The sequence below is a fragment of the Bacillus subtilis subsp. subtilis str. 168 genome (assembly GCF_000009045.1).
Classification (GTDB): Bacteria; Bacillota; Bacilli; order Bacillales; family Bacillaceae; genus Bacillus; species Bacillus subtilis.
Window position 1 is genome coordinate 3770052 of the sequence record NC_000964.3, and the last position, 12864, is coordinate 3782915.

At 43.3% G+C, this 12864-nt stretch carries 16 protein-coding genes; 1 reads left to right on the top strand and 15 read right to left on the bottom strand.

What is annotated here, in order from left to right; genetic code table 11:
- Positions 1–52: 52 nt before the first annotated feature.
- From csbD to ywzB, 13 genes are all read right to left on the bottom strand, one after another.
- A complete protein-coding gene (gene csbD / locus BSU_36670; RefSeq protein ID NP_391548.1) occupies positions 53–241 on the bottom strand; it encodes a stress response protein in 189 nt (62 codons plus the stop codon).
- A 72-nt stretch (positions 242–313) separates the two neighbouring features.
- Positions 314–814: a putative integral membrane protein gene (gene ywmF / locus BSU_36680; protein NP_391549.2), complete on the bottom strand. Its 501-nt coding sequence runs from the start codon at positions 812–814 to the stop codon at positions 314–316.
- Between the two features lie 134 nt (positions 815–948).
- The gene (gene rapB, locus BSU_36690) at positions 949–2082 is read right to left on the bottom strand and encodes a response regulator aspartate phosphatase (RefSeq protein NP_391550.1); all 1134 of its coding nucleotides are present in this window, start codon (positions 2080–2082) and stop codon (positions 949–951) included.
- A gap of 191 nt (positions 2083–2273) precedes the next feature.
- Entirely contained in the window at positions 2274–3299 is a 1026-nt protein-coding gene (moaA, locus tag BSU_36700; protein NP_391551.1) for a GTP 3',8-cyclase, read from the bottom strand.
- A 15-nt stretch (positions 3300–3314) separates the two neighbouring features.
- Positions 3315–4103, bottom strand: coding sequence for a protein sulfur transferase involved in molybdenum cofactor synthesis (gene fdhD, locus BSU_36710; RefSeq protein ID NP_391552.1), 789 nt, complete (start codon positions 4101–4103; stop codon positions 3315–3317).
- A 245-nt stretch (positions 4104–4348) separates the two neighbouring features.
- Positions 4349–4510 carry a hypothetical protein gene (gene ywmE / locus BSU_36720; RefSeq protein ID NP_391553.1) on the bottom strand — a complete coding sequence of 54 codons (162 nt, stop codon included), beginning with the start codon at positions 4508–4510 and terminating at the stop codon, positions 4349–4351.
- Between the two features lie 93 nt (positions 4511–4603).
- Positions 4604–5278: a hypothetical protein gene (gene ywmD / locus BSU_36730; RefSeq protein NP_391554.1), complete on the bottom strand. Its 675-nt coding sequence runs from the start codon at positions 5276–5278 to the stop codon at positions 4604–4606.
- 52 nt (positions 5279–5330) lie between these two features.
- Complete coding sequence (locus BSU_36739) at positions 5331–5471, bottom strand: hypothetical protein (RefSeq protein ID YP_009514009.1); 141 nt, start codon at positions 5469–5471, stop codon at positions 5331–5333.
- A gap of 130 nt (positions 5472–5601) precedes the next feature.
- A complete protein-coding gene (ywmC, locus tag BSU_36740) occupies positions 5602–6285 on the bottom strand; it encodes a hypothetical protein (protein NP_391555.1) in 684 nt (227 codons plus the stop codon).
- A gap of 385 nt (positions 6286–6670) precedes the next feature.
- Positions 6671–7702 (bottom strand): lytic transglycosylase; autolysin required for complete dissolution of the asymmetric septum (stage II sporulation), encoded by a 1032-nt coding sequence (gene spoIID, locus BSU_36750; RefSeq protein ID NP_391556.1) that lies wholly within the window; start codon positions 7700–7702, stop codon positions 6671–6673.
- Positions 7703–7897: 195 nt separating this feature from the next.
- Entirely contained in the window at positions 7898–9208 is a 1311-nt protein-coding gene (murAA, locus tag BSU_36760) for a UDP-N-acetylglucosamine 1-carboxyvinyltransferase (protein NP_391557.1), read from the bottom strand.
- A gap of 33 nt (positions 9209–9241) precedes the next feature.
- Positions 9242–9982 (bottom strand): hypothetical protein, encoded by a 741-nt coding sequence (gene ywmB, locus BSU_36770; protein ID NP_391558.1) that lies wholly within the window; start codon positions 9980–9982, stop codon positions 9242–9244.
- Positions 9983–10110: 128 nt separating this feature from the next.
- Positions 10111–10341 (bottom strand): hypothetical protein, encoded by a 231-nt coding sequence (ywzB, locus tag BSU_36780; RefSeq protein NP_391559.1) that lies wholly within the window; start codon positions 10339–10341, stop codon positions 10111–10113.
- A 169-nt stretch (positions 10342–10510) separates the two neighbouring features.
- Between ywzB and ywmA the strand changes: the two genes are divergently transcribed.
- Entirely contained in the window at positions 10511–10984 is a 474-nt protein-coding gene (gene ywmA / locus BSU_36790; RefSeq protein ID NP_391560.1) for a hypothetical protein, read from the top strand.
- Between the two features lie 33 nt (positions 10985–11017).
- Here the strand turns inward: ywmA and atpC are convergent, their stop codons facing one another.
- The gene (atpC, locus tag BSU_36800; RefSeq protein NP_391561.1) at positions 11018–11416 is read right to left on the bottom strand and encodes an ATP synthase (subunit epsilon, F1 subunit); all 399 of its coding nucleotides are present in this window, start codon (positions 11414–11416) and stop codon (positions 11018–11020) included.
- Between the two features lie 23 nt (positions 11417–11439).
- Positions 11440–12861: an ATP synthase (subunit beta, component F1) gene (gene atpD, locus BSU_36810; protein NP_391562.1), complete on the bottom strand. Its 1422-nt coding sequence runs from the start codon at positions 12859–12861 to the stop codon at positions 11440–11442.
- Positions 12862–12864: the final 3 nt, after the last annotated feature.

Consider the following 12864-nt stretch of genomic DNA (forward strand, 5'->3'; position numbering starts at 1 on the left):
AAAAGCGAAAAAAAAGACAAGAAACATTTCGTTTCCTGCCTCTTCCGTACGATTAATCTTTATCTGAAAATTTATCCTTGGCTTTCCCGATATCCTTTTGGATTTCGCCTTTTGCCTTATCTTTTTTGCCTTCAGCCTGCATGTCCGTTCTGTCAGCCATATCTCCGACTTTATCCTTCACTTCTCCTTTGGCTTTATTGAAGCCGCCCTTCATTTTGTCTTTTACACTATCGTTACCCATGTTAATTCTCCCCTCTCAATTATGTGTGTACTTGTTAACTTCCCGATCTGAGAGGCAATAAACATTCTAATGTTATTTATCGATTTCGTAGCGCTCTCCGTAACGGAGCACCTTGTATATCGCCAGCCCGTCTGATGACTTTTTCTCCGAATATCGGACCGGCAGCAGGGCAAAAAACACATAATACGTAGAAAAATAGACAAACTGATAGAAAAACACATTCGGCTTTAATACACTGTGTATAATCAGCAGATTGATTGCAAAAATCGTGATGAGGTTAAACAAGCAGCCCCCTGCATACACGAGTGCATTTGAGAATCGATTGTCAATTTTCAACTCCCCGTACCGGCAAAAAGAATCGATAAAATAAATCGTTCTGAACCGTATGGGTCCAATTTTAAGCAGCGTTTTTCCCATGCCTATATCCAACGATCCCTTTCCGCCAAAAATAAAAGCCATAAAGCTGTGCCCTGAAACATGTATAATCTGTACAAGCGGCAGAACAATGAGGAAAGACCACAGAAACTTCACCATATCATTAAAACCAAACATTGAATTCCCCCTCACATGCATATCTGCATCCCAAAACGGCTTTTGTTCAAAAAACAGTGCTGTAGCGATTTTTCCTGTTCTCCCCGGAAATAAACGTTCCGATGCTCCCCTTTTTTTGCATAAAAAAAAACCATCTGCCAGCAGATGGTTTTGTCTCATACTTCATATAAACAATCGTTCCTTTGAATCATCTCTCTCATGCTGACCGCTTTTTCATAAAAATACACCGCTTCTTTATATTGTTCGCGATGACTGAAATAAGAGGCAGCATCTAAAGCAAATTCTTCAATATATACATACAGGCCCTTTTCTTCCATATAATCAAATACTTCTTGAATCATATTCAAATTGACAGATTCCACATATAATGCCTGCAGAAATTTATATTTTGCCAGACTGAAGAAGTCGTTTCGTTTTTGGGCAATGGCAATCCCTTTTTCATAGTACCGTATCGCGGCTTCGCTATCTTGTTTTTTGAAAAGAACGCGAGTCAGGCTGAAGAGCGCTTTTGGAAGCTGTTCCAGCTGATAATCCTCGAAGACAGGAAGCGCTTTTTCAAAGTATTCGGCGGCCTGATCCAGCTCCCCCTTGTCATCATAGCAATTACCAATATTATAAAGGGCTGATCCGATCAAACGGGGCTGTCCTTCCAATAAAGCAAGGCGATACGCGTCATCTAAATGTTCAAGCGCTTTTTCATAATTTCTGTAGTCAATGTAGTTTCCTGATATGACGAAATGGCATTGAATTCTTCTGACTCTGTAAAAATCGTGAGCCTTATACGTCTCCAGCGCCTGTACGGCATGGTTCATGGAAAAGTGCGTCTGCTTCATAATATAAAAGACTTCCGCCACTTTAAAATGAAATTCCGCTCTTTCAATTTCATCTTCTACAAACGCAAGCATCTTCTCAGCTTTCCGATAAAAGGATATAGCCGAGATGTAATTGTTCTGTTCAAATTCGTACATTCCTCTAAACAAGTGAAAATAATACTCAGATAATCCGGAGATGCTGTCCTGATTGCTTTCCAGCGTTTTGATCAATTCACGATATTGAAGCTGAGATTCCTCGTGCAGGTCAGGCTTTACATAATCCAGCATAATTTGGTGCCGGTAGCTGATCAGCTGATAATACAGGAGAAGCAGCTGATCCTCTTCCATCTGTTCGATATCTAGATCAATTTCTTCTTTCAGTTTTACGGCATCAGCCACTTGAAATGCTAAAATGTGCTTATACCACTTATTGATTTTCACTCCTACTTGAGATGACGGGATCTCGTACGCGGCCATGCCCCTCCAACCCTTTCTATTTTCTAATTGGTTATATTTTATCATAATGTATGGCTTTGGAATTAAATTTTCTTACAATGATTCCTTCTTTATGCCTATCCTTATATATTTCGGTTTTTCTACGTATTTTTTGCACTCGGATTCTAATAAAAAAGCTTACCGGACAGTGCCGATAAGCTTTTGACTTCAAATTAACCGCCAATATAAGACATTTCCACTTTCTTTTTGCCAGATGCTTTTGATAGCGTACGATCGACTGAATACTGATCGATCCGATTTTTCCATACTGTCCCGATCATTTCTGATAGTTCGTCATCACTTAATTCCTGGCGAACCGGAGCTCTGAGGTCAAATCCGCTTGAAGCGAATAAGCAGGTAAACAGCTCTCCTCTCGCAGAAAGACGGGCTCTGTTGCAAGATCCGCAGAATGCATCAGATACAGATGATATGACGCCAATTTCTCCGGAGCCGTCCAAGTAGCGGAATCTGGAAGCCACTTCGCCTATATAATTAGGCGCTATCGGCTCAACCGGCATGTGTTTATTGATCAAATCTATGATTTCCGCCTTTGTCATGACGTCTTTCTTTTCCCATTGGTTGGTGTTGCCTACGTCCATAAATTCAATGAATCTCAGGATATGCCCTTTTTCTTTAAAATAACGGGCCATAGGCAGTATATCTTTTTCATTGACGCCCTTTTGAACGACCATATTGATTTTAACACCGAGCCCCGCTTGCTTCGCCGCTTCAATGCCTTCCAGCACCTTGCTGACAGAAACACCGCGCCCGTTTATCTTCTTAAAACGCTCGTCTTCTAAAGAATCAAGGCTGATCGTAACCCTTTTCAGCCCAGCCTCCTTGAGCCTCTTAGCATAAACAGGCAGCAGTGATCCGTTTGTCGTCATCGCGATGTCACGAATACCCGGTATGCGGGCCAGTTTTTTGATTAATTCCGGCATATCCTTTCTCATGAGGGGCTCTCCGCCGGTCAAGCGGATTTTTTCAACGCCAAATCTTGTGACAAACAATGTCGCAAGCCGTTCCAGCTCCTCAAATGAAAGCAGCTCCTCTTTCTTTAAAAAAGGATAATCCGGGCCGAATAATTCGGCGGGCATACAGTACGTGCATCGGAAGTTGCAGCGGTCTGTAACAGAAATGCGAAGGTCTCTCAGCGGTCTGTTTCTTTTATCCAACATCTGACGCGACTCTGTAATCATAGCTACAGCCCCTTCCTACTCCCTGATTCTCTCAGGGTGTGTATATACATTAAATGATCCGTTTCTGACAAATCCAATCGCTGTGATATTCAATTCTTCAGCCATTTGAATCGCAAGCTCCGTCGGGGCCGATTTGGAAATGACAATCGACACGCCGATTTTGGCCGCTTTTAACAGGACCTCTGATGAGATTCTGCCGCTGAACACAATCAGTTTGTCGCGTACGGACATCCCGTTTAGAAGGCAGTGTCCGTATAGTTTATCAAGTGCGTTGTGCCGACCGATATCTGTGCGCATCAACAGAAGCTTCTCTGTGTCGCAAAGCGCCGCATTATGGACGCCTCCCGTATCCTGAAACGTCCCGCTCCCTTGCTGCATGTCTTTCATAAGCGCCAGACATGCCTCAGGCGATATCTTGATTTGGCTGACAGCCGTCTTGGCTGTTTTGACATCCTGCTGAAAATAAAAATGACGGCCCTTTCCGCAGCATGAGCCGATCACCCGTTTCGTATAATCCTTTTGATCCAATGTCTCAGGGTGAACGAGGTCGACATATACAAAACCGAGACTTTCATCTATTGTAAACCTTTTAATTTCTTTTTGAAATCGTATAACACCCTCTGATGCGAGAAATCCGATGACAAGCTCTTCGATATGCTCAGGCGTACAAACGAGCGTCACAAATTCACTGCCATTCAGTATCACTGTCAAAGGGAATTCCGTCACCATCCGGTCTTCTACTTTGCTTATTTCCCCTTGTTCATAGCGCCATACATCCCTGACCGCAGTTACTTTATCGTTCAATGTCTCTTCCCCTCCGCAATGTTCCTGCCTTTATATTTTTTCACACTCCTCGGATTTTGTCGAATTCTGAGACACAAAAAGAGCCCTCTATATAAAGGGCTTTTACAGGATGTGATGACGGCGGTGTTTAGGCAGGACGCCTAAGCATTTAGCCGCCGTTCCTTTTATAACACGTGAGCACCAATGTGCATTGACAACGAACGCGGGGTTTGTCGACACGCTGAGACACCTCTGTATAAAGGACTCTATGTTTGATTATGCTGATTCTTTTTCAGAACCGTAAACAGCACAATAGCTGCGATCAAGGTGAGAATGCTGACAAAAAAGAAGGCTGCCAGTTTTAGAAGAACACCAAGCAATATAAATGCAACGGTGGCTATAAGAAAAATCATTCCGAATAATTTCATATGTTCAACCCCTTTTTAGGGTATCATTCCCGCCCAAACTGTTTTTAAACCAATAAAAAAGGCGCCTGGGGGAGCGCCTGATCTTTAGGTTCCTTACTCAGTAAATTTTTGTGCTTCTTTTTCCCAAGCCTGTTCGAACTCATCCGCACTGTTCGCTGAAATATATTCTCCGCCGCCAGCGACAGCTGCTTGTTTCATCTCTTCATTACCCTTGACATCAAAGTTGAAGCCAATGATGTTTACAATCGTATCCACATTTGATGCACGGAGCTTTTCGATTTCCGCCGCAGGGTCTCCGCCGCACGTTTCTTCACCGTCAGTGATTAAATACACCACGTTTTTCCCGTCTGCGTCAAATGCTTCAAATTCTTTTCTTGTGTCTGCAAGTGCTTTGGCAATCGGTGTCCATCCAGTCGGCTTGAGCTCACTCAATGAATTGTCAAACAGAGACCCTTCATATGGATGAAGGCCGTAAATGGTTTCCGTCGTACTGCACGAAAGGGCTTTACCGGACAGTTTATTGTTCCCTGCATGCCCGAAAACGCGAAGCATAAGATTTGTATCCTTTGGAAGAAGTTCGGCAAAAGATTTTACTGATTTTTTGGCAATGTCTATTTTGCGCTCTCCTCCTGTTTTTTGAACCATGCTTCCGCTTCCGTCAAACAAAACAGCTACATTTGTATCAGCCTGTTTCTCAGCGGCAAAAGACGGGGAGGCAATGGAAACAGTCAACAATCCAATGATACCGGCAGCCAGCAATTTTTTCATATGATTACTTCCTTTCTTTTTCATATTTTCCAACTATATGTTGGATTCTTCTTTATGCTAGAATACGAAAATGCAAAAAGATATAGGACATGCTGCCTTTTGTGCTGCTTTCACGATCTGTCCAAAATCGCTTGAAATGCCGTTCATTTTTAGCCATTTCCGCCCAGAAAGCATAAACAGCTTGTGTGATCATTCATTCTTTTTTCGCCTTGATTATGACAGAAAAACGGAAATCTGCTACTATGCTACAGGCAGACAGCTAATTAGTTTTGAAGTTTTTGTTACATACAAAAAGAGGCTGACCATCACCAGCCTCTTTTTTCTTATTTAGATAACATTAGTGATTGCTGAGTGAAAATTTTCTCAACATCTTTTTGGGTATAAGCCGGGAAGTATTCACCGCCGCCTACTTTCGCAATTGCGTTCAGCTGGCCTTTGTATCCCTCTTTATAATCAAAGCCGATCACATTAACAGTGATATTGTCTTTTTGCAGTTCCTTTGCTGTTTTAATCGGGTTTCCTCCGCACGTTTCCTCACCGTCTGTCAACAGATACACCACTTTTTCCCCTTTTGCATCAAGCTGGTCAAAAGAAGATTTCGCCTCGTTCAGCGCTTTGGCAATTGGCGTCCAGCCAGTCGGCCCAATTGTATTGAGAGAATTGAGGAAGCTTTGCTCGTTAAAGCTTTGGAAGCCGTATACGTTGCGAATGGCTTCACATGACTGAACTTTTCCGGAATTTTTATTGTTTCCTTCAGAGCCAAACACGCTCATTTTCACCTGAGTTCCTTCTGGCAATGAGCTCGCAAACTTTGAAATTTCTTTTTTGGCTGAATTAAATTTAGATACACCATCTATTCTTTTCGCCATACTTCCGCTGGCATCAAGCAAGACCGCCACGTTCGCCGGCGCTTTAGCCTCCGTTTCTGTCTTTTCAGCTGCAAAAGCAGGTGAAGTTAATCCAAAAAGCAATCCTGTCATCATGATCAGTGAAAATCTTTTCTTCATGTTCGTACCCCTTTACCAATTTGTTTCTGCGTGCAGATGTTCAACGCTGAACATAATCTATCGTAATCAACAAAAACCGAGAAATAAATAGGGCGGGCTTCCCCATTGCTGTTGTTTACTTTTGCATAGAAACCTATGTTTTTATTAGTGATTTCCACCTAACGCCCCTATGAAAAGAGAAGATTGTCCGCCTTTCGGCTTTCGTTATATGAGTCTGTCGAAGTCTGTCGACAAATGTGGATGACTTTACCACAATCTCAAAGCCTGAAATCAGGAAAAAAGGACTGATCCTTAAAGACGGTCAGAAGCTCCTCTAAACCGTTTCAGCTACTCTTAGATAAAAGATATTCAGGAACAGAAAAAGACGCCCAATGAGCGTCTTTTTCTACTTTTTCGCCATATATTTATTCAAAAACGCATCTGCCTCAGAAATTTGTGTGCCTTGGTAATAGTACTTTACAATGTCATCAACCGTTTTGCCTTCTTTGGCCATAAAATTCGCTCCGTATTGGCTCATCCCCACACCGTGGCCAAATCCTCTCGTCGTGACTGTAATTGTGTCTCCATTTCGCTTCCATTCAAAATCGGCGGAGTTGAGACCCAACTTTTCACGTATGTCTCTTCCTTTCAGCGTCTTGCCGTTAATGACGGCAGTTGCGACCTGGTGGCCCGGTGTCTCGCCGGTAATCTTCCCTACTGCGCTAGATCCATCCAGCTTGACGCCAAGCTTTTGCTGAAATTCTGCCGCTGTAAAGGTTTTCGTTGCCTTATATTTCGGAGACTTTTTATCCCATGGGCTTTTGACGCTTTTTAAATATGGGATAGCACTTGTCCAATAAGCTTCTGCATTCTCTGTGTAGCCGTTGCTTGTGGAGAAAAAGGATGCTTCAATCGGCTGGTTGTTGTACGTTAAGATTTTGCCTTGCGTACTGGCTACCGCATCTGTGATTTTCTTCAGTTTTGTCTCATAGCTTGTGCCCCACTGTTTTTTCAGCTCCGCTTTGCTTTTATACACCTGGAACATCTGTGTATCATCCACCAGTGAGCCTTTAGGAGCTTCTACCGCTGAATTTGACACCATCAGTCTGACAATAAATGTTCTGGCGGCAAGCGCCTGGGCTTTCAGCGCTTCAGGTTTAAAGGTTGCCGGCATTTCGGAGGCGACGACTCCAATCACATACTCTTCAAGCGGAATGTTTTCTACGGATTGATTTGCGGTTCGATAGACGGGAATAGAAACAGGTGATGCTTTCAATGTTTCTGCTCCTTTCGATGCTGGTTTCGTGCTGACTGCTGTCTTTTCTGATTCTACGCTGGCCCCCGCTTCCTTATTATGCTGGAATGGTATAACCAAGAGTGTGGGAACCAAGAGAATCAATGCACATAGTACGGATAGTGTGATTGCGAATTGTTTCATATTCAGCTGCCTCCTGCTCGGGATTCGACTCTAGTCTAGTCTATGGGCAGGGACAAGCTAATATGACTCTCGTTTTGGACAGAAACTTTATTTGTCATTTACGTATTCTTTTTTGCTATTTTGCGCATAATGATGATAATACACAAAAAATAAAAAACCAGTATGCCAGAGTGACATACTGATTTTCAAGTAAGTTTATGCATTTAAGTCAGAAACGACTTCTTTATTCTCTTGCTCAGAAGCAGACTCATCATTTACACGTTCGATGTCTGCGCCCAGAGCGGCAAGCTTCTGATGGAAATCAACGTAACCGCGGTCTAAGTGCTTCAATTCAGTAACACGTGTGTGACCTTCAGCCACTAACCCCGCAAGAATCAGCGCTGCACCTGCACGCAAATCAGTCGCTGCAACTTCAGCTCCCTGAAGCTGTACAGGACCGTTAATGATGACAGAACGTCCTTCAATCTTGATATCACCATTCATACGGCGGAATTCTTCCGCATGCATAAAACGGTTTTCAAAAACGGTTTCTGTAATCATGCTTGTGCCGCTTGCACGAAGCAGAAGCGCCATCATTTGTGACTGCATATCAGTCGGGAAGCCCGGGTGAGGCATTGTTTTGATGTCAATCGGTTTAAGCTCTTTCGGGCCGATGACACGCAGACCTTCACCTTCATCCTTAATTGTTACACCCATCTCTTCCATTTTTGCAATTAAAGAGGTGAGGTGCTCAGGAACCGCTCCTTTTACTAATACGTTTCCTTCAGTGATTGCAGCAGCAACCATAAATGTGCCCGCTTCAATACGGTCAGGAATAATATGGTGTTTTACGCCGTGAAGCTTTTCGACTCCTTCAATTTTGATGGTGCCGGTGCCAGCTCCGCGGATTTTTCCGCCCATGCCGTTGATATAGTTTGCTAAATCAACGATTTCGGGTTCTTTTGCCACGTTTTCCAGCGTTGTTGTTCCTTCAGCTAGAGCGGCTGCCATAATCAGGTTCTCTGTAGCTCCTACACTTGGGAAGTCCAGATAAATTTTTGCGCCTTGCAGTCGGCCTTTTACTTCAGCTTCAATGAAGCCATTACCGACTTTGATTTCTGCGCCCATTGCTTCAAAACCTTTTAAATGCTGATCAATCGGTCTGGAACCAATTGCGCATCCGCCCGGAAGTGCAACTCTTGCATGACCTGTACGCGCAAGAAGCGGCCCCATGACAAGCACAGACGCACGCATTTTACGAACATATTCAAAAGGTGCTTCAGTTTGCAAAGCGTATGAAGCATTTACAGTCACTTCATTATTTTCAAAATGCACATCTGCTCCTAAATGACGCAACACTTCGTTAATTGTATATACATCGGAGAGCGTAGGTACATCACAAATTACGCTTTTTTCTTCACTTGCTAATAAAGATGCAGCGATAACAGGTAAAACGGCATTTTTAGCGCCTTCAACTTTGACTGTGCCGTTTAACTTCTGACCGCCGCGGACGATGATTTTTTCCAAGGTATTCCCCTCCGCGTCCCTAAATTCTCTATATTAATATTCAGTCGTAACGATTGGTGTGCCAACCGTAACGGTATGTTTTCCGCCCATTCCTGCACTTCTAAGTGCAATTTGCAAATTCATTTTATGTTTCGAGGTCATAATGTACTCTTCCCACTCATCTGTAAACGCAGAAATAGAAACGAAATTTGGCTCAACTACATGTTCTACTGATCTTGCTTGAAATTCATTTAATAACTGATTTGCTTTTTTTTGCAAAACAATATTCATATTATCATCTAAGTGACCATTTAGACAAGTAAAAATAACTACTTTTTCTTGGAATATCCCAAGTGTCTCCCGTTCAAACTGTTCATATGTATCATTCCAGCTATCCGGTGTCTCTAGACTCATTTGCTCATATAATAAATACGAAGTTGGATTGTGTTTTTTGAGGGTTGTGACAAGCTGCAGTCTAAAAGAAGTACGATTTTTTTTGTCAGTATATGTGCCAATTGCCTTTATCATTTTATCTTCCCGTGCAATCACCCAATCATATTGACGATACTCTTGTTTTAAACGTTGCACTTTTTGATAAAATTCTTTTTCGGTCAGTGACAAGTTTTGTTTTGCATGCAATGTCCACTTATCTATTGACACATCTTGACGTTCCATCCCCTCTGCCATCTGTGCTAACGGCGTTAATTCACTCGCATGAATGGTATGGAAAACAGCAATGACGAAGCTTAACATGACGGAAATGATAATAGCGTGGCTTACTTGTTTTTTCTTCATGTTCATCTCTCCCCCTTATCCCCAGTTTTACCGGAGGCAAGAGGCGCCATACGTAAAAATCTTCGTCAAAACTCGAGCTATTCGCTTCAACCCGCTTCTCCCAACCATTTAATAATGTTCAAAACCTATTAAAATAGATAGGGAAGCTGCTGTGAATAATTGAGGTAATCTAAAAAGAAATTGGCAACGGCCGTTCCAATGGCGATTGTCAGCAAAATCATCAGGAGTCTTGCCTGCACGACTTTGCCTTTTTTGATTAACGGATCTATATTGACGGCTTGCAACGCCCACCAAGTCACTGCTATAAAAATCAGGTGAACGACAATGCCGATTGCAGCCTGCTGTCCCAATACACTCATCTATTACACTCCTTTCTCTGCGTTCATACCCTTTCTTATTATATAAGAAGCACAGATAAAGATGATACATTTTATACAGAACGGAATAATCAGCCAAATCTAGGGCTAATCCCCGCTTAAAGTGCGATTCTTTTACATGGTATACTTTATTGGAAAGGAGCTGGCAAATGTGAATCATTCTTTTTTTCAGCCTGAAAAGCAATATGGTGAGGACCTGCCAATTTTTGATCAGGAATGGGAAGCAATTGCATTCTATTATGATTATAGACAGTCACAGATTGAAGAACTGAATGAATTGTGTCAGTTTTTTAACATTTCTCTTACCTATACGAGAGAAAGCCTTGAAGAGCTTGAAAACCTCTATTTTCAAAGTATACAAGAACTTTTGCTTGCTGATTGGAATCTTCCTATTGAAGAATTCGAGAAAATGATCAGTGTTTATCTTATAGATTGTGTGATTGCCCGCCATGAAGATGCTGAATGGGTTGTAAAACCTTATCCCTATAAAGACGGCGCTTATACACTTGGCTTTAGAAGACATCGCAAATCGTGGCATACAATGAATGCCTGTGATGGTTTATACCTGCGTCCAAAAGAGGATCGCCCGTTGCTGTCGCTGTTTGATTCTCTTGTGCGTTCATAAAAAAATCCTTCTCATAAAGAGAAGGATTTTTTCTTATTTCCCTGCTACATCCAATCTGTTCAAAGCCCGCTGTAACGCAAGCTCAGCCCGACGAATGTCAGTATCATCTGATTGAGAATTCAAACGCTCCTGCGCCCGCTGGCGTGCAGCTTCAGCGCGCTCTTTATCGATGCCTTCCGCTGTCTCGGCAGCCTGGGCAAGGATGGTGACATGATCAGGACGGACTTCTACAAAACCGCCGCTGACGGCAACCATTTCAGTCTGCCCGTCTTTTTTCAGACGGACAGCGCCGATTTTAAGAGGAGCCACGGTTGGAATATGGCCTGGCAAAATACCGAGATCGCCGCTTTCGGCTCTCACACTCACCATTTCGATATCCGCATCGTATACTGGGCCGTCGGGAGTAACGATATTGACTTTAACGGTCTTCATGCTTTTACCCTCCTAGGACCAGATTAAACTTCTACACCCATTTCTTTTGCTTTCTCAACAACTTCTTCGATACGGCCTACAAGACGGAATGCATCTTCTGGAAGATGGTCATATTTACCGGCTAAGATTTCTTTGAAGCCTTGTACCGTCTCTTTTACAGGCACGTAAGAACCTTTTTGTCCAGTGAACTGTTCAGCCACGTGGAAGTTCTGAGAAAGGAAGAACTGGATACGACGTGCGCGGTGAACGACAAGTTTGTCTTCCTCGCCTAATTCATCCATACCGAGAATCGCAATGATATCCTGAAGCTCTTTGTAACGCTGAAGCGTTGACTGTACTTCACGCGCAACCGCATAGTGCTCTTCTCCAACAATTTCAGGAGCAAGGGCGCGTGATGTAGATGCCAACGGATCAACCGCAGGGTAAATACCCATTTCAGTTAATTTACGCTCAAGGTTTGTTGTCGCATCCAAGTGAGCGAACGTTGTCGCCGGCGCCGGGTCAGTGTAGTCATCGGCAGGCACGTAGATCGCCTGGATAGATGTAACTGATCCAACGTTCGTAGACGTGATACGCTCTTGGAGCTGACCCATCTCAGTTGCAAGCGTCGGCTGATAACCAACCGCTGAAGGCATACGGCCAAGAAGGGCTGAAACCTCTGAACCCGCTTGTGTGAAACGGAAAATGTTATCGATGAAGAACAGTACGTCCTGTCCTTGTACATCACGGAAGTGCTCAGCCATTGTAAGGCCTGTCAAAGCAACACGCATACGTGCGCCCGGCGGCTCGTTCATTTGTCCGAATACCATGGCTGTTTTGTTGATTACGCCAGAGTCACTCATTTCGTAGAAAAGGTCGTTCCCTTCACGAGTACGCTCTCCTACGCCGGCGAATACAGAGATACCGCCGTGCTCTTGCGCGATGTTGTTGATTAATTCCTGGATTAATACGGTTTTACCTACACCGGCACCACCGAACAATCCGATTTTACCGCCCTTAATGTAAGGAGCAAGCAAATCAACAACTTTAATACCTGTTTCAAGAATTTCAACTTCTGTTGAAAGCTGATCGAATGAAGGCGCCTGTCTGTGAATCGGATCCTTTTTCGCATCCGCAGGAACCGGCTCATTCAAATCAATATTTTCTCCGAGAACGTTAAATACACGTCCAAGTGTTACATCACCAACCGGTACTGAGATTGGCGCTCCTGTATCTACAGCTTCCATACCGCGCTGAACACCATCTGTAGATGCCATTGCGATTGTACGGACTGTATCATCACCTAAATGAAGAGCGACCTCAAGCGTTAAATCAATACCTACTTCGTTTTCACTTGCAGCTGGCTGTGAAATTTTAATCGCATTATAAATTTCAGGCAAGTGACCGTCTTCAAAACGCACGTCGACGACCGGTCCTAATACCTGGCTAACGCGTCCTTTCTTCATCGC